The 23,325-nt window shown below is 66.3% G+C and carries 17 protein-coding genes; 12 read left to right on the top strand and 5 right to left on the bottom strand.

The window, feature by feature from the left end; all coding sequences use genetic code 11:
• Positions 1-9: 9 nt before the first annotated feature.
• Together queA and tgt are read left to right on the top strand one after the other, a co-directional pair.
• A complete protein-coding gene (gene queA / locus ACOYJQ_RS03250; protein ID WP_433456303.1) occupies positions 10-1,095 on the top strand; it encodes a tRNA preQ1(34) S-adenosylmethionine ribosyltransferase-isomerase QueA in 1,086 nt (361 codons plus the stop codon).
• On the top strand, positions 1,092-2,228 hold the full coding sequence (gene tgt, locus ACOYJQ_RS03255) for a tRNA guanosine(34) transglycosylase Tgt (protein ID WP_433456304.1): 1,137 nt from the start codon (positions 1,092-1,094) through the stop codon (positions 2,226-2,228). The genes queA and tgt overlap by 4 nt, the downstream gene beginning before the upstream one ends.
• On the opposite strand, the gene ACOYJQ_RS03260 is transcribed toward tgt, so the two are convergent.
• From ACOYJQ_RS03260 to ACOYJQ_RS03270, 3 genes are read right to left on the bottom strand one after another with little or no spacing between them, the layout of a single operon-like run.
• Positions 2,185-3,258, bottom strand: coding sequence for a hypothetical protein (locus ACOYJQ_RS03260; RefSeq protein ID WP_433456305.1), 1,074 nt, complete (start codon positions 3,256-3,258; stop codon positions 2,185-2,187). The two genes, tgt and ACOYJQ_RS03260, sit on opposite strands and share 44 nt — an antisense overlap.
• A gap of 5 nt (positions 3,259-3,263) precedes the next feature.
• Positions 3,264-3,923: a DsbA family oxidoreductase gene (locus ACOYJQ_RS03265; RefSeq protein ID WP_433456306.1), complete on the bottom strand. Its 660-nt coding sequence runs from the start codon at positions 3,921-3,923 to the stop codon at positions 3,264-3,266.
• 30 nt (positions 3,924-3,953) lie between these two features.
• A complete protein-coding gene (locus ACOYJQ_RS03270; RefSeq protein WP_433456307.1) occupies positions 3,954-5,855 on the bottom strand; it encodes an extracellular solute-binding protein in 1,902 nt (633 codons plus the stop codon).
• A gap of 319 nt (positions 5,856-6,174) precedes the next feature.
• Here ACOYJQ_RS03270 and ACOYJQ_RS03275 point away from each other — a divergent pair, with 319 nt between their 5' ends.
• Entirely contained in the window at positions 6,175-6,891 is a 717-nt protein-coding gene (locus ACOYJQ_RS03275; protein ID WP_433456308.1) for an invasion associated locus B family protein, read from the top strand.
• Positions 6,892-6,933: 42 nt separating this feature from the next.
• Here the strand turns inward: ACOYJQ_RS03275 and ACOYJQ_RS03280 are convergent, their stop codons facing one another.
• Complete coding sequence (locus tag ACOYJQ_RS03280; RefSeq protein WP_433456309.1) at positions 6,934-8,841, bottom strand: AsmA family protein; 1,908 nt, start codon at positions 8,839-8,841, stop codon at positions 6,934-6,936.
• 445 nt (positions 8,842-9,286) lie between these two features.
• Here ACOYJQ_RS03280 and secE point away from each other — a divergent pair, with 445 nt between their 5' ends.
• From secE to ACOYJQ_RS03325, 9 genes are all read left to right on the top strand, one after another.
• Positions 9,287-9,481: a preprotein translocase subunit SecE gene (gene secE / locus ACOYJQ_RS03285; protein ID WP_433456310.1), complete on the top strand. Its 195-nt coding sequence runs from the start codon at positions 9,287-9,289 to the stop codon at positions 9,479-9,481.
• An 86-nt stretch (positions 9,482-9,567) separates the two neighbouring features.
• Complete coding sequence (gene nusG, locus ACOYJQ_RS03290) at positions 9,568-10,101, top strand: transcription termination/antitermination protein NusG (RefSeq protein ID WP_433456311.1); 534 nt, start codon at positions 9,568-9,570, stop codon at positions 10,099-10,101.
• A 219-nt stretch (positions 10,102-10,320) separates the two neighbouring features.
• Positions 10,321-10,752, top strand: coding sequence for a 50S ribosomal protein L11 (gene rplK / locus ACOYJQ_RS03295; RefSeq protein ID WP_433456312.1), 432 nt, complete (start codon positions 10,321-10,323; stop codon positions 10,750-10,752).
• 10 nt (positions 10,753-10,762) lie between these two features.
• Positions 10,763-11,464, top strand: a complete 702-nt coding sequence (gene rplA / locus ACOYJQ_RS03300; RefSeq protein ID WP_433456313.1) for a 50S ribosomal protein L1 — start codon at positions 10,763-10,765, stop codon at positions 11,462-11,464.
• Between the two features lie 481 nt (positions 11,465-11,945).
• Positions 11,946-12,461 carry a 50S ribosomal protein L10 gene (gene rplJ / locus ACOYJQ_RS03305; protein WP_433456314.1) on the top strand — a complete coding sequence of 172 codons (516 nt, stop codon included), beginning with the start codon at positions 11,946-11,948 and terminating at the stop codon, positions 12,459-12,461.
• Between the two features lie 45 nt (positions 12,462-12,506).
• The gene (rplL, locus tag ACOYJQ_RS03310; protein ID WP_433456315.1) at positions 12,507-12,881 is read left to right on the top strand and encodes a 50S ribosomal protein L7/L12; all 375 of its coding nucleotides are present in this window, start codon (positions 12,507-12,509) and stop codon (positions 12,879-12,881) included.
• A gap of 377 nt (positions 12,882-13,258) precedes the next feature.
• Positions 13,259-17,380, top strand: coding sequence for a DNA-directed RNA polymerase subunit beta (rpoB, locus tag ACOYJQ_RS03315; protein ID WP_433456316.1), 4,122 nt, complete (start codon positions 13,259-13,261; stop codon positions 17,378-17,380).
• A 191-nt stretch (positions 17,381-17,571) separates the two neighbouring features.
• Positions 17,572-21,777, top strand: a complete 4,206-nt coding sequence (gene rpoC / locus ACOYJQ_RS03320) for a DNA-directed RNA polymerase subunit beta' (protein ID WP_433456317.1) — start codon at positions 17,572-17,574, stop codon at positions 21,775-21,777.
• Positions 21,778-21,915: 138 nt separating this feature from the next.
• A complete protein-coding gene (locus tag ACOYJQ_RS03325; protein ID WP_433456318.1) occupies positions 21,916-22,479 on the top strand; it encodes a chloramphenicol phosphotransferase CPT family protein in 564 nt (187 codons plus the stop codon).
• 137 nt (positions 22,480-22,616) lie between these two features.
• Here the strand turns inward: ACOYJQ_RS03325 and ACOYJQ_RS03330 are convergent, their stop codons facing one another.
• Entirely contained in the window at positions 22,617-23,303 is a 687-nt protein-coding gene (locus tag ACOYJQ_RS03330; protein ID WP_433456319.1) for an HAD family hydrolase, read from the bottom strand.
• Positions 23,304-23,325 lie beyond the last annotated feature (22 nt).

Raw genomic sequence — 23,325 nt, forward strand, 5'->3', positions numbered from 1 at the left:
TTTTCCGCGATGGACGTTTCCCTGTTCGACTTCGCCCTGCCGGAAGCTTCCATCGCCCTGCGTCCGGCCCATCCGCGCGACGGCGCGCGCTTGCTTGCGGTGCGCCCGGAGGGGCTCGCGGATCATGTGGTGCGCGATCTGCCGGGGCTGCTGCGGCCGGGCGACGTGCTGGTGCATAACGACACGCGCGTCATTCCCGCCCGCCTCTACGGCATCCGCGTGCGCGGCGAGGCGGCGACGCGGGTGGAGGTGATGCTGCACAAGCGCGAATCGGCCGATTCGTGGCGCGCTTTCGCGCGGCCCGGCAAGCGCCTGCGGGCGGGCGAGCGCATCCGCTTCGGTGACGGGAGCGAGGGCCATGCCTGCGAGCTGGCCGCGCTCGACGCCGAGATCGTGGAGAAGGGCGAGGGCGGCGAGGTGCTGTTGCGCTTCGCCTTCTCGGGGCCGGCGCTGGACGAGGCGATCACGCGTTTCGGCCACATGCCGCTGCCGCCGTACATCGCCTCTAAACGCGAGGACGACGCGGCCGATCTGGCCGACTACCAGACGATCTACGCGCGGCGCGACGGCGCGGTCGCGGCCCCCACGGCCGGGCTGCATTTCACCGACGATCTCGCGGCGCGGCTGGAGGCGGCGGGCATCGCGCGGCGCTTCGTGACGCTGCATGTCGGCGCCGGCACGTTCCTGCCCGTCAAGGCGGACGACACGCGCGACCATGTCATGCATGCCGAATGGGGTGAGATCGACGCCGACACCGCCACCGCGCTGAACGCAGCGCGGGCGCGCGGCGGGCGGATCGTCGCGACCGGCACCACGGCGCTGCGGCTGCTCGAAAGCGCCGCGCAGGCGGACGGCACCATCGCGCCCTTCGCCGGCGAGACCTCCATCTTCATCACCCCCGGTTATCGTTTCAGGGCGGTCGATATTCTGATGACCAATTTCCACTTGCCTCGCTCCACGTTGTTCATGCTGGTGAGCGCCTTCGCGGGACTCGAGGCCATGCAGGCGGCCTATGCCCATGCGATAGAGGCCGGCTATCGCTTCTATTCCTACGGCGACGCCAGCCTGCTGTTTCGCAATGACGGAGCGGCATGATGGCGGCGTTTTCGTTCGCGGTCGCCGCGCGTGACGGCGCGGCGCGCACGGGCGTCATCAGCCTGCCGCGCGGCGAGATCCGCACGCCCGCCTTCATGCCGGTGGGCACGGCGGCGACCGTCAAGGCCATGCATGCGCATGAGGTGCGCGCGCTCGGGGCCGACGTGCTGCTCGGCAACACCTATCACCTCATGCTGCGCCCCGGCGCGGAGCGGGTGGCGCGGCTCGGCGGCCTGCACCGGCTGATGAACTGGCCGCATCCCATCCTTACCGATTCGGGCGGCTTTCAGGTGATGTCGCTCGCCACGCTGCGCCGCATCGACGAGAAGGGCGTCGTCTTCCAGTCGCATATCGACGGGGCGCGCTACGAGCTGACGCCGGAGCGGGCCATCGCGATTCAGGGGCTGCTCGGCTCCGACATCCAGATGCAGCTCGACGAATGCGTGAAATTGCCCTGCACCGACGAGGAGGCGGCGCGCGCCATGCGCCTCAGCCTGCGCTGGGCGGAGCGCTGCCGCCTGGCCTTCGCCGGCCAGCCGGGGCGGGAGGAATGGGGGCGCGCGCTGTTCGGCATCGTGCAGGGCGGCGCGAACCGCGCGCTGCGCGTGGAAAGCGCGCGGGAACTCACCGGCATGGACTTCGAGGGCTATTCCATCGGCGGGCTCGCGGTGGGCGAGCCGCAGGACGTCATGCTCGCCATGATCGAGACCGTGATGCCGCACCTGCCGGACGGCAAGCCGCACTACCTGATGGGCGTCGGCACGCCGGATGACATCGTGGAATCGGTGCGCCGGGGCGTCGACATGTTCGATTGCGTGATGCCGACGCGGGCGGGGCGGCACGGGCAGGTGTTCTCCCGCTTCGGCCGGCTCAACATGAAGAACGCCCGCCATGCGGACGATCCGCGCCCGGTCGACGAGCAATCCTCATGGGAGCCGGCGCGCACCTATTCGCGCGCCTATCTGCACCATCTGGTGAAGTCCGGCGAGATTCTCGGCATGATGCTGCTGACCGGCATCAACCTCGCCTATTATCAGGAGCTGATGGCCGGCCTGCGGGCGGCGATCGCGGAGCGGCGGCTCGACGACTTCATCGCCGCGACGAAGGAGGGCTGGGCGCGCGGCGATGCATGACGGCGACGAAGTCGTCCGACGGCTGCGGATCGGCCAGCAGGCGCGCGATGCGGCTGGCGAACGGCAGGCGGTAGTGCAGCGGGTCCCAGAAATTGGCATCCTCGCGCGTCATGGCGGACGGGCGGCGGAAGTCGAGCACGGTCGCGTTGCGGCGTGCGCCGAGCATGGCGAAATGCGCCTTGCAGGCGCGCTCCATCTCGTCGGCGCGTGAGCCGGGAAGCGGCAGCGCGCTGGCATGCGCGGGCGGAAACACCAGAAACACGCGCGTCTCGGTCGGAAGCGTCCGCAGCAGATCGTCGAGCCATGCGCTCGCCGGAAAGCGCCATCCGACCGCCGCTTCGGCGGGGGAGGCGGGCAGGTCCTCGGCGCTGCTCACGCGCCGCAGGTGAAGGCGAGCGCGCTCAACATCATAGAAGGCATCCGGCGGAACGAAAATACCGTAGCCGTCCTCGCGCAGCGACGTGTCGCGCAGGCCGAGGCGGTGGGAGACGAGACGGCCGGCGATCTCCAGCGTCTTGAGATTGAGGGCGTCGCGCCAGTCGTTCCAGCGGTCGTCGTCGTAGAAGCGCACGGGGAAGGCGCGGAAGGTGAGGCGCCGGGCCTGCGCGTCGGCATCGGCGTCGCACCAGGCGCGGTCGAGACCGAACACGAGCGCCGCCGGCGCCGGTTCCGCCGCCACGAACAGGCGGGCGAGCTGCATCTGCTCCCACGGCGTCGCCGCGTTCATCGCGAGATTGGCGAAGCGGACCGGCCGGCCGGGCGCCCCGAGCAGGCCGTCGAGTTCCTCGGGATCGAGCAGCCGCAGCGACGAGGTGCCGAAGACGGCGGCATTGAAACGGTGCGAGCGGGCGATCTGCGGATACATGTACCGCTGGTTGATGTCCACGATCGGACGCGGCGCATCGCCCGCGCGCACGCGGATGCCGTAGGGATCGACGATGGCGATGAAGCCGGTGAGCGCAGCGCCCGCCAAGGCCAGCGCGGCGAGAAAGGTCGTTACGAAACGCCGCCAGAGAAACGGGGAATCCATGTCGTTCAGGCGCTCGCCGCCTGATCGAGCACTTCGGCCAGCGCCTCCGCCGGTTGCGCGCCGGCGACGCCGTAGCGCCCGTCGACAATGAAGAACGGCACGCCGGTGACGCCGAGACGGGCGGCGACGGCGATTTCGTCCGCGACTTCCTGCTTGTCCCATTCGCCCGACAGGCGCGTGGCGACGACATCGCCGTCGAGCCCCGCGCTCTCCGCCACGGCGCGCAGAACGGCGGGATCGCCGATATCCGCGCCTTCCGTGAAGTAGAGCGCGAAAAGCCGCTCCGCCACCGCGCCCTGCGCGCCGGATGGCTGCGCCCAGCGGATCAGGCGGTGGGCGTCGAGCGTGTTGGGCGCGCGGGTGATGCGGTCGAAGCGGAAGTCGATGCCTTGCTCGCGGCCGAGTTCGGCGAGGCGCGCGTGGATGGCGTCGATGCGCGCCTGATCGCCCAGCTTTTGCAGCAGGTAGGTCTTGCGGTCGAGGCCGCCGGCCGGCACCGCAGGATCGAGCTGGAACGGCCGCCAGTTGACGGAAACGTCGAGCGCCGGGCGCAGGAGAAGCGCGCGCGAGAGATGCTTCGAGCCGAGATAGCACCAGGGGCAGACGACATCCGAAACGATGTCGACGGTGAGGGCCTTGCGGGCGGGGGAATCCGTGACGGTCATGCGCGTTCCGCTTCGTTGCTTCTGTCGATGTTACGGCTCTCGCCACCAGCTGTCGATGACCGGGCCGAACAGCGGCACTTTCTCCGGCCGCCTGATCCCGGCGCGGCGCGCCATCCATTGCCCGTCGGCGTGGAACAGCGGCACGACATAAAAGCCCGAAAGCAGCGCGCGGTCGAGAGCGCGCACCGCGTCCGTGAAGCCTTCCGCCGTCCGGGCGCCGACGAGGGCGTCGATGGCGGCGTCGATGGCCGGCGATTTCGCGCCGGTGATGTTGAGCGATCCCGGCCTGTCGGCCGCGGCGGAGGACCAGCGGTTCAACTGCTCCGAGCCCGGCGACGCCGAAACGTTCCAGGTGTAGAGAATGACGTCGAAATCGGCCGCGAGCAGCCGCTTCCAGTATTGCGCCTCGTCGACGAGACGCACGCTCGCGGCGACGCCGGCGGGTTCCAGCGCCCGGGCGAAATTGAGCGCAAGGCGCTCCTGATCGCGCGAGACCACCATGATCTCGAAGGCGAGCGCCTCGCCGTCGCGCCCGCGCAGCACCCCGTCCTGCAACGCGAAGCCCGCGTCTTCCAGCAGGCCGAGCCCCCTGCGGATCATTTGCCGGTCCCGCCCCGATCCGTCCGCCTGCGGCGGCCGCCACGCGCCCTCCAGAATGTCGGCGCGCACCGCGCCGGGGAAAGGGGCAAACAGCGCCCGCTCGCCGGCGGAAGCCGGGATGCCGGCCGAGGATAATTGAGAGCCGGCGAAATAGCTGTCGGTCCGGCTGTAGAGATCGTAGAACAGGTTGCGGTTGATCCACGGAAAATCGAGAAAATAGCCGAGCGCCTCGCGCACGCGGACATCGGAGAGCGGCTCCCTGCGGCTGTTGAGGGCGAAACCGTACATCGCGCGCGGCGTGCCGACCGGCAGCCTCTCCCGAATCACCGCGCCGTTCTGCACGGCCGGGAAATCGTAGCCGATGGCCCAGCGCGCCGCGCTCGTCTCGATCCTCACGTCATAGAGCCCGGCCTTGAACGCCTCGAACTGCGTGTTGACGTCGCGATAATAGTCGAAGCGGATTTCGTCGAAATTGTAGAGGCCGCGCGTGACCGGCAGGTCCCGCGCCCAGAAATCGGGATTGCGCCGGAAGGTGATGCTGCGGCCCGCGTCCACCGCCGCGACGACATAGGGGCCGGAGCCTACGGGCGTGCGGAAGGTCGTCTGCTCGAACGTTTCGGGATCGATGAGATGGGCCGGCAGCACCGGCATCTGCGCGAGGATGAGCGGCGTTTCCCTGTTGCCCGGCTTCAGGTCGAAGCGCACGGTCAGCGGATCGATGACTTCAGCGGCTTCCACCTGGCCGTAGAAGCTGCGATAGTACATCTGCCCCTTCTCGCGCAGCAGGCGGAAGCTGAACAGCACGTCCTCGGCGGTGAGGGGATGTCCGTCCGAAAAGCGGGCGCGCGGGTCGAGGTGAAAGACGATGAAGCTGCGGTCGTCGGGCATGCGCGCCGCCTCGGCGACGAGCCCGTAGAGCGAGAAGGGTTCGTCGGCGGAGCGCGCCATCAGCGGCTGGAACACCAGCGTCGTGATGCCCTGCGCCGCGATGCCCTTCGGCACATGGGGATTGAGGTTGTCGAACGTGCCGATGATGCTCTGGACGAGCCGGCCGCCCTTCGGGGCATCGGGATTGGCGTAGGGCAGCGCCGCGAAACCTGCGGGCAACCGCGGCTCGCCGTGCATGGCGATCGACGTGCGCCGCGGCAGCGGCGTCCAGTCGTCGCGCCCGGCGGCCGCGCCCGGCCCCGCGGCGGCGAGCAGCAGGAGCCAGAGGCCGGCCGCAAGCAGCGCGGCGAAAACGCCGCGGCGCGGGCGCGCCGCCGCAACGGCGGTCGATGGCCTGGGCGTTAGGGGCAGCTTGGGCATCATGGGCACGGACGATCCCGTCATGGTGATTCGCATCGGAGTTTAGGCGATCCTCCCGTCGGCGCGGAGCGCACTTATCGCCCGATAACCGCACCAATTCGTGAACGGCGCTGGAAAGCGATCGCCAGACAGGGTAAACACCGCCTTGTCGCATGTCATCCCGGACGCCGCGCCGGCGTTCACGTGGCATGAAACTGTGGCATGAAACTGATGCCGCGCTGTCCCGTTTTCCGGGGGGCGGCCATCCGGTGCGGGCATCGGGACAGCGGGTTCGTATTATTTGCCGGGAATGGGCCGGGGGGCGATGGTCGTGTATCTGTCAATCATGAAAGAGGATCAGTCGATGAGCCGCGTGAAACAATCGGCGCCGCTGCGGGCCGCCAGCGGGATAGCGATGGCGCTGGTGGCGGGGATGAGCGCGCTTGCGCCCGTCGCAACCTACGCCCAGACGGCGCCCGCCCAGGGCCAGCAGCAGCAGCCGACCGGCCCCACCGTCGTCCAGCTCAAGGCCGAGCCGTCACAGGCGGAATGGACGAAGGTCTGTGGCCGCGACGAGGGCGCGAACAAGGAAATCTGCTACACGACGCGCGATTTCGTGAGCGATCAGGGCCAGCCGGTGCTGGCGGTGGCGGTTTATGACGTGAAGGGCGAGCCGACCAAGATCGCGCGCTTCCTCATGCCGCTCGGCCTGCTGCTGCGGCCGGGCCTGCGCTTCTTCGTGGACAAGAACGATCCGATCGCCGGGCAATACGCGATCTGCTTCCCGAACGGCTGCTTCGCCGAGGCGCCCGTGCAGGACGCGTTCATCAACTCGCTCAAGCGCGGCAACATCCTCAACATCAGCGCGCAGAACCAGGTCGGGCGCGAGGTTACTTTCGCCGTTCCGCTCGCCGGCTTCACCAAGGGTTTCGACGGCAAGCCGATCGATCCGCAGGCGCTGGAGCAGCAGCAGCGGCAATTGCAGGAGGCGCTCCAGAAGCGCTCCGAGGAGCTGCGCCAGCGTGCCGGACAGCCGGGCGGCGCACCCGCACCGGCGCCTGCACCCGCGCCGGCCCAGTAAGCGCGCCGGCCCGATCGGCGGCGGCAACGACCCCGGTGAACTTCACCGGGGTTTTTCATTGCCGGTGTCGCCGCCCGGCGAAACGGCCGGCACGGTCGCGTTCGACCGCTCGATCAGCGAGCGGATGTCGGGCGTCACAACCGGATAATCCCACGATCCTTCGATCTCGATGGGAAAGGCGGGCGAGTCGCTGCCTTCGCCGGCCTTCGCCGCCATCGCCACGGCGCGCAGGGCGAGCGTCCGCTCGGCGATGTCGACGATGCCCGACATGACGCCGTCGAGCCCGCCGTGCCCGTGCATTCTCCCCTCGAACGCGCCGACGCCGCCGTCGATCTGCAGGTTCGCCTCGATGGTCTCGAAGGGCGTGCGCCCGCCCCGCCAGTCGAGCGCGGTGGCGAGCGGACGTTGCTCCATGCGCCGGACGACGCTGTTCAGATCCACCGTCGACAGTTCGCCATCGGTGATTCGCGCCGATACCTGACCCGAGAGACCGCGCATGATGACCTTGACGGAGCGGCCCGCGCCGCGCAGGACGACCTGCCCGCCGGCTTCACCCGACAGAAACGGTGTGCCGGTGAGATCGAGCAGCGTCGCGCGCGCATCCACGCCCTCGAACGCGCCGGCGAGTTGGGCGGAGAGTCCGTCTTGATCGGGCAGCAGTTGCAGGCGGCCCTTGACGAGACCGTCTCCCAGCCGGGCCTGGTTGAGCGCGACTTCGAGCTTTCCGTTGGCGGCCAGAATGCCCGCCGCCACCTCCTGGAAGGTGAGCGGCCCCGCCCTTGCCCGCGCGACGGAAAGGCGGATGTCCAGATCGTTGCTGTCGCGCCCGGCATCACCCGATCCGTTGACGAGCGGCGTGCGCGGCCATTCGGTCCCCCCGCCTTGAGGGCGCGCGGGAGCGGGAAAGCGGTCGGGCATGAAAATGCGGTTGAAATCGAGCGTGCCGGCATCGAGCGTGGCGGAAACATGGACGCGTCCGCCGGCGGTCGTTCGCGCCGCGAGGGCGCCCTCCAGCGCGCCGCCGCCGGTATCGATCCGCGCGTCGGGAATCGACAGGCCGTCGCCTGAAAGACTGACGCTGCCCTTGATGGCGAGCTGCCCGAGCACGTCCGCGAAGGCGAGGGGAGTGCGCAGCCAGGCGGCCGTCTGGCGCAGCGAGCGCGTGCGGAAGGCGACATCGCCGGTGAAACGCGGCACGAGATCGGCCGAGACCGTGCCGGAGAACGAAAAGGTTGCCGGCCGGGCGGAAAGGCGCGCCGATACGGGAGATGCGAAGCCCGCCGCGAGGGAAGCCGGCAGGAGCTTGTCGATTCGCAGGTCGACCGGCTCGCCGCGCCACAGCGCGGATGCGGTCGCTTCGAGCGGCCGGCCGACGGAGGGCCAGTTGACGGCGGCGTTGACGCGCTGCATCAGGCGGCGATTGCCGGTGCGGTAGAGGACGGCTCCTTCGCTGATGGCGATGCGGGAGGGCAGCATCGCGGCCAGCGCCGCCACGTCGCGGCTGCCGTCCGCAGAGTCCGGCGTCGCGTTGCTCGCGGCGACGAGGGCGGACAGATGCTCGCGCGTCAGCGTCCATATCTGATGCGGATGCTCCGGCCCGAGCCATCGGATTTGCGGGTTGATCAGCGTGACGCTCGACGGCTCCGCGCGCCCGAACAGGAACGGCCACGCCTTCAGCCCGATCCTGACCTCACGCGCCCGCAGCAGTACGGCATCCGCCGTGCCCGCGCCGGAAGAGGAGAGCGAAACCCGCGATATCTTGAGACGCGGCGACGGCAGCAGACGCAATGAGGAACGCTCGATCGCCACATCGAGGCCGGTCGCGGCTTCGATCCGCCCGACGAGCTGCCGGGCGAACGGCAGATGCGTCGCGGGCCAGGACAGGGAACCGGCAGCGATCACGACCAGAGCGGCAAGCGCGGCGATGATAGAACGTCGACGTAAGGCCATATGACCTGCTTATTCCAATCCGCCCGCCAGCCCAACGGGATCGTGTCCACAATATATCTCATGCCGATGGGGAAATGCATCCGCTAAAGCCCAACACGAAAGCGTGTCCGCGAATCGGCGGGAGGGCGGCGGACGTGCATCGATTTTTATGTAAGAATTTGTTTTAGCAATAAAATTGATCCGTGGCCGACGCTTTCCTCACGGTTCGGAATGATGCCGGAGGTCCCGGCGTCACCGGCCTGCGTTCCCGCCGGCGCGTTTGGGCCTTGTGTTTCCCGCTGTGGACATTTATGTGGAGAGGGAATCCATGTTCGTGCCGGAAAGGCGCGGGCATAATTGGTGTTGGCTGGATTGCCTCCGGGCCGTCGTGTTCCCGTTAAGCGAGGCGGCGCGATTCGCGGCGATTCCGGCAGGTTCTGCCCGCAGGTCGGGCCTTGGAGCGACAATGGCGAAGACGAATCCGGTCGAGTTTCTTCAGCAGGTTCGCGCCGAGACGAAGAAGGTGACGTGGCCCACCCGCAAGGAGACGCTGGTGACGACGGCGATGGTCTTCGTGATGGTGTTCGTGGCGAGCGTGTTCTTCTTCGTCGTCGACCAGTTGATTCAACTCGGCGTCGGCGCCTTGCTCGGCCTCGGCTGAGGCGCCGCTGTCGCGCGCCGTTTCATGATGAGGATTGTCCGGTCCGGCCGGTCGCGCGGCGTCGCGGGCCTTTGGGAGAGTCGTTGATGACCAAGCGTTGGTACATTGTCCACGCCTATTCGAATTTTGAGAACAAGGTGGCCCAGTCGCTGCGGGACCAGGCGGTCCAGCGCGGGCTGGAGGACAGGTTCGACGAAATTCTGGTGCCGACGGAAAAGGTCGTCGAGGTGCGGCGCGGGCGCAAGGTCGACACCGAGCGGAAGTTTTTCCCCGGCTATGTCCTGGTCAAATGCGACCTGACCGACGACGTGTATCATCTGATCAAGAATACGCCGAAGGTGACGGGCTTTCTGGGCGCGGACAAGTCCAAGCCGCTGCCGATCCCCGATTACGAGGCGGAGCGCATCAAGGGCCAGGTGGCGGAAGGGGTGGATCATCCCAAGCCGTCGGTCAGCTTCGAGGTGGGCGAGCAGGTGCGCGTCTCCGACGGGCCGTTCGCCTCCTTCAACGGCATCGTGGAAGAGGTCGACGACGCCCGCGCCCGCGTCAAGGTGGCGGTATCGATCTTCGGGCGCGCCACGCCGGTGGAGCTTGAATACGGGCAGGTCGCCAAGATCTGACGCGAGGCTGTCCGGCGGCAGATTCCGCAAGGCGGGCGCTTGTGCGCGCCGGACTCATGGTGTATAAGGCCGCCTTCGTTCATTTCATGACGATTAACCAGCGCGGGAGATCCGCCCGGCCAGCCTGCCGGGAGTACGGATCGGACCGCGGACTGCAACGCACTACAACTCGTGGCAGCCGATTCGCTTCGGTTGCCGTTCAGTTCGGGAGCAGCCATCATGGCAAAGAAGATCACGGGTTACGTGAAGCTTCAGGTTCCGGCGGGCGCGGCCAATCCGTCGCCGCCGATCGGTCCTGCGCTTGGTCAGCGCGGCCTGAATATCATGGAATTCTGCAAGGCGTTCAACGCCAAGACCGCGCAGCTCGAAAAGGGCACGCCGATCCCGGTGATCATCACCGCCTATCAGGATCGTTCGTTCACCTTCGAGACCCGCCAGCCGCCGGTTTCCTTCTATCTGAAGAAGGCCGCCGGGCTCAAGAGCGCGTCGAAGACGCCGGGCAAGGGCGGTTCCGTCGGCAAGGTGACGCGCGCGCAGGTGCTTGAGATCGCGCAGGCGAAGATGTCCGACCTCAACACCGACACGGTCGAGGCGGCCGCGTCGATGATCGAGGGTTCCGCCCGTTCGATGGGCATCGAGGTCGTGGGCTGAGGGGGCACGCATGGCACATGTCGGAAAGCGCGTCATCGCTGCCCGTGAAGGCATCGACCGCAAGAAACTGTACACGATCGACGAGGCCGTGAAGGCCATCAAGGAGCGCGCCACGGCGAAGTTCGACGAAACCGTCGAGATCGCCATGAATCTCGGCGTCGATCCGCGCCACGCCGACCAGATGGTGCGCGGCGTCTGCCAGTTGCCGAACGGCTCCGGCCGCTCGGTGCGCGTCGCCGTGTTCGCCCGCGGGCCGAAGGCCGAAGAGGCGAAGAAGGCCGGCGCCGAGGTCGTGGGCGCCGAGGATCTGCTGGAGCAGATCCAGGGCGGCAACATCAACTTCGATCGCTGCATCGCCACGCCCGATCTGATGCCGCTCGTCGGCCGTCTCGGCAAGATCCTCGGTCCGCGCGGCCTGATGCCGAACCCGAAGGTGGGCACGGTGACGACGGACGTCACGGGCGCCGTGGCGGCCGCCAAGGGCGGCGCCGTCGAGTTCCGCGTCGAGAAGGCGGGCATCATCCATGCCGGCATCGGCAAGGTGTCGTTCGACGAGCAGAAGCTGATCGAGAACATCCGCGCTTTCGCTGATGCGGTGGCGAAAGCCAAGCCGTCGGGCGCCAAGGGCACCTACATCCAGCGCATCGCGATCTCGTCGACGATGGGGCCGGGCGTGAAGGTGGAGCCGGCTTCCGTGCTCGCGGCGGCGTGATGCGTCTTCGCGGCGCGAACGGCGAGGCTCGTGTCGACCTTGCGTTTTGTGCGTGAGGAGATTAAATAGGTTGGCTGACCCGGTTCGCCGGGTCAAGCCTTTTCTCGAGATTCCGATCGTTTGATCGGTGGAGCGGCGGTTTCGAGGCGTGTTTTTCGGAAGTGTCTTCCGGGAAGCTGCTTCCGGGGCCGCCGGTGTCCTGTCCAAGACTGCAGGTGCCGCAACGATTTGCGTTCGGCCTAATCCCGCCCGGGGCCTGCATAGACGGGTAAGGCTGATACCGCCTGTCGCCGCGTTGCCGGCGGCGGGCGCAGATCGGTTCGTACCTTCGCATCCGTGAGGCGGTTTCGTGCCGTCGAGCGGGGACAGGGCTCGCAAGCGCCGCTTTCCGGTGCCGGGCCTGATGGTAGTCGGTATCGCGAGGGCGGCATGTGTAGCTGGCGGGTGGGCGTGCGTCCATCCGTCTTTTGGAGAGAGCCCCGTGGATAGAACGGCAAAAGCTGAGCTTGCGGCTTCGCTCGGAGAGGTGTTCAGCACTTCCGGCGTCGTCGTCGTTGCTCATTATGCCGGCCTGAGGGTCGCCGAACTGCAAAAGCTCCGTCAGGAGGCGAGGCAGGCCGGCGCCCAGGTGCAGGTCGCGAAAAACCGTATCGCCAAGATCGCTCTCGAAGGCACGGACGTTGCCGGAATCGCGCCCCTGCTGAAGGGGCCGACGTTGCTGGCCTATTCCAGCGATCCGATTGCGGCGGCCAAGGTCGTGACCAACTTCGCCAAGACGAATGACAAGCTCGTCATTCTGGGCGGCGCGGCCGGCACGTCCACTCTGAACGTCGACGGCGTGAAGGCGCTTGCCTCGCTGCCGTCGCTCGACGAACTGCGCGCCAAGCTCGTGGGCCTCATCCAGGCCCCGGCGACGAAGATCGCGCAGGTCGTTACCGCGCCGGCCGCCAAGGTGGCCCGTGTGTTCGGAGCCTATGCCGAAAGAGATGCGGCCTGAGGCCGATTACCCGAAAACTGACGAACCGATACAGGAATTATGATCATGGCTGATTTGACCAAGCTCGTCGACGAACTGTCGAGCCTCACCGTTCTCGAGGCCGCCGAACTCGCCAAGCTCCTTGAAGAGAAGTGGGGCGTTTCCGCCGCCGCCGCCGTCGCCGTCGCCGCTGCTCCGGCTGCCGCCGCCGCCGCTCCGGTCGAGGAGCAGACCGAGTTCACGGTGGTTCTGGCCGCCGTCGGCGACAAGAAGATCGAGGTCATCAAGGAAGTCCGCGCCATCACCGGCCTTGGCCTGAAGGAAGCGAAGGACCTCGTTGAGGGCGCTCCCAAGCCCGTCAAGGAAGGTCTGGCGAAGGACGAGGCCAACAAGCTCAAGGAACAGCTTGAGAAGGCTGGCGCCAAGGTCGAGCTCAAGTAAGATCGGGCAGGGCGGAGCCGGGGTTTCCGGCTCCGGCGATGTCTTTTCGGTCCGGCCCGATCCATGGGGCGGCCGGACCGATCGAAGCGCTGGGCAGGTTCTTGAGCACAAGCACCGTCAACCGAATCTGAAGCAATCGCGGTTCCGGGGGAGTCCCTCCGGGGCCGTATCGTCGTCCGAAAAGGCCTTTGCGCGCGAGCGCGGCGTTTTCGGGTGTCGCGCGGCTCCGCCGCGTCCGTCCGACCGTCGAGCGGCGGAACCGTTCATTGACCCTGCCGCGGGATCGCGGCCCGCCTGACCCGGCGGCCCCTTCATCGGGCGCCGCCAGCCGAACCGGGACCGCCCGGTCAGGCGTGCGTTGAGGAGCAAGAGTCCACATGGCCCAGACGATCACAAGCCGCAAGCGTGTTCGCAAGTTCTTCGGCAAGATCCGGGAAGTTGCGGAGATGCCGAACCTGATCGAGGTTCAGAAGGCGTCCTATGACCAGTTCCTGCTGATCGACGAGCCGGAAGGCGGGCGGCCTGAGGAAGGGCTGCAATCCGTGTTCAAGTCGGTGTTCCCGATCTCGGATTTCTCGGGCGCATCGCTGCTGGAATTCGTCAAGTACACGTTCGAGACGCCGAAATACGACGTCGACGAGTGCCGCCAGCGCGGCATGACCTTTTCGGCGCCCCTCAAGGTGACGCTGCGCCTCATCGTGTTCGACGTGGACGAGGACACCGGCGCGCGCTCCGTCAAGGACATCAAGGAGCAGGATGTCTACATGGGCGACATGCCGCTCATGACCGACAACGGCACCTTCATCGTCAACGGCACCGAACGCGTCATCGTCTCGCAGATGCACCGTTCGCCGGGCGTGTTCTTCGATCACGACCGCGGCAAGACGCACTCGTCCGGCAAGATCCTGTTCGCCGCGCGCATCATTCCGTACCGCGGATCGTGGCTCGACATCGAGTTCGACGCGAAGGACATCGTTTACGCCCGCATCGACCGGCGCCGCAAGCTGCCGGTGACGACGCTTCTCTACGCGCTGGGGCTCGATGCCGAGGAAATCCTCGATACCTTCTATAACAAGATTCTCTATACGAAGGATGAAAACGGCTGGCGCGTGCCGTTCGATCCCGATCGTTACAAGGGCTTCAAGGCGAGCGTCGACGTGATCGACGCCGACACGGGCGAGGTCGTGCTCGAAGCGGGCAAGAAGCTCACCGTGCGCGGCGCGCGCCAGCTCATCGAAGGCGGTCTCAAGGCGTTGCGCGCGGCGGACGAGGATCTCTTCGGCCAGTATATCGGCGAGGATATCGTCAACCCGCACACCGGCGAGATCTATGCCGAAGCGGGCGAGGAAATCACCGACAAGGTGCTGAAGACGCTCGATGACGCCGGCATTTTCGAGATTCCGGTTCTCGACATCAACCACGTCAACATCGGCCCCTACATCCGCAACACGCTGGCGCTCGACAAGAACACGACGCGCGAGCAGGCGCTGTTCGACATCTACCGCGTCATGCGCCCCGGCGAGCCGCCGACGCTGGAAACGGCGGAAGCGATGTTCCATTCGCTGTTCTTCGATCCCGAGCGCTACGACCTGTCGGCGGTCGGCCGGGTGAAGATGAACATGCGCCTCGATCTCGACGCGCCGGACACCACGCGCATCCTGCGCCGCGAGGACATCCTCGCGGTGGTGATCGCGCTCGTGGGCCTGCGCGACGGGCGCGGCGAGATCGACGACATCGACCACCTCGGCAACCGGCGCGTGCGCTCCGTCGGCGAACTGATGGAGAATCAGTATCGTCTGGGGCTGCTGCGCATGGAGCGCGCCATCAAGGAGCGCATGTCCTCGGTCGACATCGATACCGTGATGCCGCAGGATCTCATCAACGCCAAGCCGGCGGCGGCGGCGGTGCGCGAGTTCTTCGGCTCGTCGCAGCTCTCGCAGTTCATGGACCAGACGAACCCGCTGTCGGAAGTGACGCACAAGCGGCGCCTCTCCGCGCTTGGTCCGGGCGGCCTGACGCGCGAGCGCGCCGGCTTCGAGGTGCGCGACGTGCACCCCACGCATTACGGCCGCATCTGCCCCATCGAGACGCCGGAAGGGCCGAACATCGGCCTGATCAACTCGCTGGCGACCTTCGCGCGCGTGAACAAATACGGCTTCATCGAGGCTCCTTACCGGCGCGTGCGCGACGGCAGGGTGACGAGCGAGGTGAATTATCTCTCGGCCACCGAGGAGATGAAATACGCCGTGGCGCAGGCCAACGCCGAGATCGACGCCGAAGGCCGGCTCATCGAGGATCTGGTCGTCTGCCGCCAGGCGGGCGAGGTGGTCGTGGTGCCGCCGGAGCGCGTCGATTACATGGACGTGTCGCCGAAGCAGCTCGTGTCGGTCGCCGCGGCGCTCATCCCGTTCCTTGAGAACGACGACGCCAACCGCGCGCTCATGGGCTCGAACATGCAGCGTCAGGCCGTGCCGCTGGTGAAGGCGGACGCGCCCTTCGTGGGCACGGGCATGGAGGCGGTCGTCGCGCGCGATTCGGGCGCGGCCATCGCCGCGCGCCGCACCGGCATCGTCGATCAGGTGGATGCGACCCGTATCGTCATCCGCGCCACCGAGGATCTCGATCCGACGAAGTCGGGCGTCGACATCTATCGCCTGATGAAGTTCCAGCGCTCGAATCAATCGACCTGCATCAACCAGCGGCCGCTGGTGCGCGTGGGCGATTTCGTGAAGAAGGGCGATATCGTCGCCGACGGTCCGTCGACGGAACTCGGCGAACTGGCGCTCGGGCGCAACGTGCTTGTCGCGTTCATGCCGTGGAACGGCTACAACTACGAGGACTCCATCCTGCTCTCCGAGCGGATCGTGAAGGAGGACGTGTTCACCTCGATCCATATCGAGGAGTTCGAGGTCGCCGCCCGCGATACCAAGCTCGGGCCGGAGGAAATCACGCGCGACATTCCCAACGTGTCGGAAGAGGCGCTGAAGAACCTCGACGAGGCGGGCATCGTCTACATCGGCGCGGAAGTGCAGGCCGGCGATATCCTGGTCGGCAAGATCACGCCCAAGGGCGAGAGCCCGATGACGCCGGAAGAGAAGCTGCTGCGCGCCATCTTCGGCGAGAAGGCGTCGGACGTGCGCGATACCTCGCTGCGCGTGCCGCCGGGCGTCACCGGCACCATCGTCGAGGTGCGCGTGTTCAACCGCCACGGCATCGACAAGGACGAGCGCGCCCAGGCCATCGAGCGCGAGGAGATCGAACGTCTCGCCAAGGACCGGGACGACGAGCAGGCCATTCTCGACCGCAACGCCTATGCGCGCCTTGCGGACGTGCTGGTCGGCCAGACGGCGATCGCCGGCCCCAAGGGATTCCGCAAGGATACCGAGCTGACGCGGCAGGTGCTCGCGGATATTCCGCGCTCGCAATGGTGGCAGTTCGCGGTGGCCGACGACGCGGTGACGGCCGAGCTGGAGGCCATGCGCAAGCAGTACGACGAATCGAAGAAGCGGCTGGAACAGCGCTTCCTCGACAAGGTCGAGAAGTTGCAGCGCGGCGACGAACTGCCGCCCGGCGTGATGAAGATGGTCAAGGTCTTCGTCGCGGTGAAGCGCAAGATCCAGCCCGGCGACAAGATGGCCGGCCGCCACGGTAACAAGGGCGTCGTGTCGCGCATCGTTCCCATCGAGGACATGCCGTTCCTGGCTGACGGCACGCATGCCGACATCGTGCTCAACCCGCTCGGCGTGCCGAGCCGCATGAACGTGGGGCAGATTCTCGAAACGCATCTGGGATGGGCCTGCGCCAATCTCGGCCGGCAGATCGGGCAGGCGGTGGACGCCTATCGCCGGGCGCAGGACGTGGCGCCGCTGAAGCAGTCGCTGAACAGCGTCTACGGCGAGAACGCCGTCTCCGACGAGGTGCTGCCCGAGGATCTGGCGGAACTCGGGGAGAGCCTGCGGCGCGGCGTGCCGATCGCGACGCCGGTGTTCGACGGCGCCAAGGAAAGCGACATCGAGCGCATGCTGGAGGAGGCCGGTCTCGACGCCTCCGGCCAGTCGACGCTCTATGACGGGCGCACCGGCGAGCCGTTCGACCGCAGGGTGACGGTGGGCATCATCTACATGCTCAAGCTGCATCACCTTGTCGACGACAAGATCCACGCGCGTTCCATCGGCCCCTACTCGCTCGTCACCCAGCAGCCGCTGGGCGGCAAGGCGCAGTTCGGCGGCCAGCGCTTCGGCGAGATGGAGGTGTGGGCGCTCGAAGCCTATGGCGCGGCTTACACCTTGCAGGAGATGCTGACGGTGAAGTCCGACGACGTGGCCGGCCGCACCAAGGTCTACGAGGCCATCGTGCGCGGCGACGACACGTTCGAATCCGGCGTGCCGGAAAGCTTCAACGTGCTGGTGAAGGAAATGCGCTCTCTCGGCCTCAACGTGGAGCTGTTGTCGTCCAAGCAGGCCCCCGGCGACGACTTCCCGGCGGAGGCGGCCGAGTGAACGGGCGGCATGCGCGCGGCCCCTGTGCCAATTGGCGGCATTGATATCTGAGGCGGCATCCGGCCATAAAACGGCCGGGTGTCGCTGGCATATTGAGAAATTTGAGGCGTCGCACCTGGGGCAGGCCAGGGCAGATGCCGGCGGGAGCTGATCCGGACCGACGGGGCTCACGCAGACTTGAGGAGACGGCGATGAATCAAGAGGTGATGAATCTCTTCAATACTCAGGCTCCCGCGCAGACTTTCGATCAGATCAAGATCTCGATCGCGAGTCCTGAGAAGATTCTGTCATGGTCCTACGGCGAAATCAAGAAGCCGGAGACCATCAACTACCGCACGTTCAAGCCTGAACGCGACGGCCTGTTCTGCGCGCGCATCTTCGGTCCGATCAAGGATTACGAATGCTTGTGCGGCAAGTACAAGCGCATGAAGTACAAAGGCGTCATCTGCGAGAAGTGCGGCGTCGAGGTGACTTTGGCGCGTGTGCGGCGCGAGCGCATGGGCCATATCGAACTCGCGGCGCCCGTCGCGCATATCTGGTTCCTCAAGTCGCTGCCCTCGCGTATCGGCCTGCTGCTCGACATGACGCTCAAGGATCTTGAGCGCATCCTCTATTTCGAAGCCTATGTGGTGCTCGAACCCGGCCTCACGCCGCTGAAGATGCTCCAGCTCCTGACCGAGGAAGAGCACCTGCGCGCGCAGGAGGAATACGGCGAGGACAGCTTCACGGCGTTCATCGGCGCCGAGGCCATCCGCGAGATCCTGCGCAATCTCGATCTTGAGAAAACCGCGCAGGAGATCAAGGAAGAGATCGCCACCACCACGTCCGAGCTGAAGCCCAAGAAGCTGATGAAGCGCCTCAAGATCATCGAGGCGTTCCAGCTGTCGGGCAACAAGCCGGAATGGATGATCATGACCGTCGTGCCGGTCATCCCGCCGGATCTGCGCCCGCTGGTGCCGCTCGACGGCGGCCGCTTCGCGACGTCGGACCTCAACGATCTCTACCGCCGCGTTATCAACCGCAACAACCGCCTGAAGCGCCTCATCGAGCTGCGCGCGCCCGACATCATCATCCGCAACGAGAAGCGCATGTTGCAGGAAGCGGTGGACGCGCTGTTCGACAACGGCCGGCGCGGCCGCGTGATCACGGGCGCCAACAAGCGGCCGCTGAAGTCGCTCGCCGACATGCTGAAGGGCAAGCAGGGCCGCTTCCGCCAGAACCTGCTCGGCAAGCGCGTCGACTATTCCGGCCGCTCGGTGATCGTGGTCGGTCCCGAGATGAAGCTGCACCAGTGCGGCCTGCCCAAGAAGATGGCGCTTGAGCTGTTCAAGCCCTTCATCTACGCGCGTCTCGACGCCAAGGGCCTGTCGGCCACCGTCAAGCAGGCCAAGAAGCTCGTGGAGAAGGAAAAGCCGGAGGTCTGGGATATCCTCGACGAGGTGATCCGCGAGCACCCGGTCATGCTGAACCGCGCGCCGACGCTGCACCGCCTGGGCATCCAGGCGTTCGAGCCGGTGCTGATCGAGGGCAAGGCGATCCAGCTTCATCCGCTGGTATGCTCGGCCTTCAACGCCGACTTCGACGGCGACCAGATGGCCGTGCACGTTCCGCTGTCGCTCGAGGCGCAGCTCGAGGCGCGCGTGCTGATGATGTCCACGAACAACATCCTGCACCCCGCCAACGGCCAGCCGATCATCGTGCCCTCGCAGGACATGGTGCTCGGGCTCTACTATCTGTCGATCATGGCGGACGGCGAGCCGGGGCAGGGCAAGGCCTATGCCGATCACAACGAGATCGAGCACGCGCTCAACGCCGGCGTGATCACCTATCACAGCAAGATCCGCTACCGCTGGGAAGGCGTGGACGAGGACGGCGCGCGGATCACGAAGATCCACGAGACCACGCCCGGCCGCGTGTTCCTGTCGCGCATGCTGCCCAGGCATCCGAAGATCACCTTCGACGTCGTGAACAAGCTCATGACCAAGAAGGAAATCTCCGGCATGATCGATGCCGTCTACCGCAATTGCGGCCAGAAGGAATCGGTGATCTTCTGCGATCGCATCATGTCGCTCGGCTTCTATCATGCGTTCAAGGCCGGCATCTCGTTCGGCAAGGACGACATGGTGGTGCCCGAGAACAAGTGGGAGATCGTCGATCAGACGCGCACGCTCGTGAAGGACTACGAGCAGCAGTACAACGACGGCCTGATCACGCAGGGCGAGAAGTACAACAAGGTCGTCGACGCCTGGGCGAAGTGCTCGGACAAGCTCGCCACCGAGATGATGGCGCGCATCTCCGCCGTGCGCAAGGACGACGGCGGCCGCGACCGGCCGGTGAACTCCATCTACATGATGGCGCATTCCGGCGCGCGCGGCTCGCCCGCCCAGATGAAGCAGCTCGCCGCCATGCGCGGCCTGATGGCCAAGCCTTCCGGCGAGATCATCGAAAGCCCGATCATCTCGAACTTCAAGGAAGGCCTTGACGTTCTGGAGTACTTCAACTCGACCCACGGCGCCCGCAAGGGCCTCGCGGACACCGCGCTGAAGACCGCCAACTCGGGCTACCTGACCCGTCGTCTCGTCGACGTGGCGCAGGATGCCGTCATCCGCGAGACGGATTGCGGCACCGAACGCGGCATCTCGATGCGGGCGATCATCGACGCCGGACAGGTCGTCGCGACGCTTGCCTCGCGCATTCTGGGCCGCACGGCGGCGGAGGATGTGGTCGATGCGGAAGGCAACGTGATCGTGCCGACCGGCGTGATGATCGAGGAGAAGGATATTCCCGCGATCAACGCGGCCGGCGTCCAGCAGGTGAAGATCCGCTCGGTGCTGACCTGCGAGTCGCGTAACGGCGTCTGCGCCACCTGCTACGGCCGCGACCTGGCGCGCGGCACGCCGGTGAACCACGGTGAGGCGGTCGGCGTCATCGCGGCGCAGTCGATCGGTGAGCCGGGTACCCAGCTCACGATGCGCACGTTCCACATCGGCGGGGCGGCGACCATCGCCGACCAGTCGTTCCTCGAAACCAACTTCGAGGGCGAGGTGAAGCTGCGCAACCGCAACGTGGCGCGCAACTCGGACGGCGACCTCGTGGTCATGGGCCGCAACGTCGGCGTCATCATCCTGGGGCCGGACGGCAAGGAGCGCGCGGTGCATCGCGTGCAGTACGGCTCCAAGCTCAAGGTGGACGACGGCGACCAGATCAAGCGCGGTCAGCGCGTGGCGGAATGGGACCCCTACACCCGCCCCGTGATGACCGAGATCGACGGCATCATCGGCTTCGAGGATCTGATCGAGAACATGTCGATGTCGGAATCCATCGACGAGGCGACGGGCATCGCCAAGCGTGTGGTCATCGACTGGCGCGGCTCCGCCCGCACGGCGGACCTGCGCCCGGCGATCGTCATTCTGGGGCTGGACGGCAAGGTCGCCAAGCTGCCGCGCGGCGGCGAGGCGCGCTACCTGTTGCCGGTCGACGGCATCATCGCCGTCGATCCCGGCTCGCGGGTGAAGGCGGGCGACGCGCTGGCGCGTATCCCGCTGGAGAGCGCCAAGACGCGCGACATCACCGGCGGTCTGCCGCGCGTGGCGGAGCTGTTCGAGGCGCGCCGTCCGAAGGACGCGGCGATCATCGCCGAGAAGTCGGGCACCATCCAGTTCGGCCGCGACTACAAGAACAAGCGCCGCCTGACGCTCACCCCGCACGACGGTTCGGAGCCGGTGGAGTATCTGATCCCGAAGGGCAAGCACATCCATCTTCAGGATGGCGACGTCATCGAGGTCGGCGACTTCATCGTGGACGGCAACCCCGCGCCGCACGACATCCTGGCCATCAAGGGCGTGGAGGAACTGGCCGCCTATCTCGTCAACGAGATTCAGGAGGTCTACCGGTTGCAGGGCGTGCATATCAACGACAAGCACATCGAGGTGATCGTTCGCCAGATGCTGCAAAAGGTCGATATCACGGACCCCGGCGATTCCGAGTTCCTGCACGGCGAGCAGGTGGACCGCACCGATTTCCGCGATGCCAACGATCGGCTCATCGAGGAAAACAAGCGGCCGGCGCAGGGCACGCCGGTGCTGCTCGGCATCACCAAGGCGAGCTTGCAGACGAAGTCGTTCATCTCGGCGGCCTCGTTCCAGGAAACGACGCGCGTGTTGACGGAAGCGGCCGTCAACGGCAAGTCGGACACGCTGGAGGGGCTGAAGGAAAACGTCATCGTCGGCAGCCTGATCCCGGCCGGCACGGGCGCGATCGCTGCCAAGCTGCGTGAGATCGCCCAGCGGCGCGACGAGCTGATTCTCGGCCAGCGCGCCCGCGAGAGCGCGGAAGCGGCCCGCGCCGTCACCCAGCCGGCGGTGTCCTCGCTGTCGGAGCCGCAGCCGGACGTGTGATGCGCCGACGCCGGTACTATCGATCGTGATATTATGAGACAAGAAACCCGCAACCGTCAGGTTGCGGGTTTTTTTGTCGCCGGCCGGCGTCTACGGTCGATCGGGGCCAATGTCGTGAAAACGGGCGAGGGTGTCGCCATGGCGCAGATCATTTTTCTTCACGGCGCGTCGAGCAGCGGAAAGTCGACCATTGCGAAGGTGTTGCAAACGCGCATCGAAAAGCCGTTTTGGCATGTTTCGATAGATCACCTGCGCGACTCCGGGGTTCTGCCGCTGAGCCGTTTTCGAAGCGGTGAGTTCGTCTGGTCCGATGCGCGGAAAGCCTTCTTCGACGGGTTTCACGCTTCGCTTGCCGCCTACGCCGACGCGGGCAACAACCTCATCCTCGAACACATTCTGGATACCGACGGCTGGCTGGAGACGCTTCGCGGCCTTCTGGCCCGGCATGACGTCTTCTTCGTCGCCGTGCATTGCCCGCTCGATGTGCTGATCGCGCGCGAAATCGCGCGTGGCGACAGGCCGGTCGGCAGCGCGCGGCGCGACCATGAAACGATTCATATCGGCAAGTCCTATGACCTTGAACTGAACTCCGTGGACGGCGTGGAGGTGAACGTCGACAAACTGCTCGCGGCGTGGCGCAACGCGCGGCGGTCTTCGAGCTTCGGCCAGGATGGAATTGAGAGCGGGATGCGATCGGGTTGAATCGCCATGAAAGTCTCGGCGGGACTTCGGTTCGCGAGACTTCGATTCATTTGCGCATGATCATCGCTTGCGGGCCACGACGTTGGGCGGGCGGCGGGCACGCCGGATGCAACTCATCGATCATGCGGACATGTCGATCATCCTGCCTTTTCCCAACCTTCTATAAGGTCGCGTATCTCCGGCAGCGAGCCGATCACGGCATCCGGCTGCCAATCGTAGTGTTCGGGCCATACCGCGCCGTTCGGAAACCAGATCGTTTTCATGTTCAGCGACCGCGCGCCGATCATGTCCGCTTCGGGCGAATCTCCGACGAATACGCAGTCGACAACGGAGACGCCCAATCTCTCCGCGGCGCGACGGAAAATGGCCGGCTCCGGTTTGCGGCATCCCTCCTGTTCGGAAATGAGATAGGTATTCACCAGGCGGTCGAGGTTCAGCGCCAGCAAGCTGCGCAACTGGATATGCGTCTGCCCGTTGCTGACGATCGCGGTACGCCGTCCCGAGTTCGCGAGCCACGACAAGAGTTCCGCCATGCCATCGAAGGCCCGGGCGAAACGCCATGCGTTCGTTTCGTAATCGTCGAATAATGTCGCGGAGGCAGCGGAATCGGGAAACCCGGTTTCGGCGAGGAGCGCGTCATAGACCTCCCGCTTGGATGTGCGCCCGCGGCGATCCAGGGCCAGGAAGCGATCACCGACCGCACGCAGGTTTCCAAGGTTTCCGAGCGCCCTGCCGGAGAATTGGTTCTCCACGAAGGCGCGCAAGGAATCCGACCTGTTGAACAGCGTCTCGTCGAGATCGAACATGACGGCAGAGACCGACATTGCTTTTCGCCTCATTTCGCCG

It is taken from the genome of Pseudochelatococcus sp. (assembly GCF_050946405.1).
Classification (GTDB): Bacteria; Pseudomonadota; Alphaproteobacteria; order Rhizobiales; family Beijerinckiaceae; genus Pseudochelatococcus.

Coding starts and splice junctions, on each gene's coding strand:
- queA (WP_433456303.1), top strand. CDS start 10: ATGGACGTTTCCCTGTTCGACTTCGCCCTGCCGGAAGCTTCCATCGCC.
- tgt (WP_433456304.1), top strand. CDS start 1,092: ATGATGGCGGCGTTTTCGTTCGCGGTCGCCGCGCGTGACGGCGCGGCG.
- ACOYJQ_RS03260 (WP_433456305.1), bottom strand. CDS start 3,258: ATGGATTCCCCGTTTCTCTGGCGGCGTTTCGTAACGACCTTTCTCGCC.
- ACOYJQ_RS03265 (WP_433456306.1), bottom strand. CDS start 3,923: ATGACCGTCACGGATTCCCCCGCCCGCAAGGCCCTCACCGTCGACATC.
- ACOYJQ_RS03270 (WP_433456307.1), bottom strand. CDS start 5,855: ATGACGGGATCGTCCGTGCCCATGATGCCCAAGCTGCCCCTAACGCCC.
- ACOYJQ_RS03275 (WP_433456308.1), top strand. CDS start 6,175: ATGAGCCGCGTGAAACAATCGGCGCCGCTGCGGGCCGCCAGCGGGATA.
- ACOYJQ_RS03280 (WP_433456309.1), bottom strand. CDS start 8,841: ATGGCCTTACGTCGACGTTCTATCATCGCCGCGCTTGCCGCTCTGGTC.
- secE (WP_433456310.1), top strand. CDS start 9,287: ATGGCGAAGACGAATCCGGTCGAGTTTCTTCAGCAGGTTCGCGCCGAG.
- nusG (WP_433456311.1), top strand. CDS start 9,568: ATGACCAAGCGTTGGTACATTGTCCACGCCTATTCGAATTTTGAGAAC.
- rplK (WP_433456312.1), top strand. CDS start 10,321: ATGGCAAAGAAGATCACGGGTTACGTGAAGCTTCAGGTTCCGGCGGGC.
- rplA (WP_433456313.1), top strand. CDS start 10,763: ATGGCACATGTCGGAAAGCGCGTCATCGCTGCCCGTGAAGGCATCGAC.
- rplL (WP_433456315.1), top strand. CDS start 12,507: ATGGCTGATTTGACCAAGCTCGTCGACGAACTGTCGAGCCTCACCGTT.
- rpoB (WP_433456316.1), top strand. CDS start 13,259: ATGGCCCAGACGATCACAAGCCGCAAGCGTGTTCGCAAGTTCTTCGGC.
- rpoC (WP_433456317.1), top strand. CDS start 17,572: ATGAATCAAGAGGTGATGAATCTCTTCAATACTCAGGCTCCCGCGCAG.
- ACOYJQ_RS03325 (WP_433456318.1), top strand. CDS start 21,916: ATGGCGCAGATCATTTTTCTTCACGGCGCGTCGAGCAGCGGAAAGTCG.
- ACOYJQ_RS03330 (WP_433456319.1), bottom strand. CDS start 23,303: ATGTCGGTCTCTGCCGTCATGTTCGATCTCGACGAGACGCTGTTCAAC.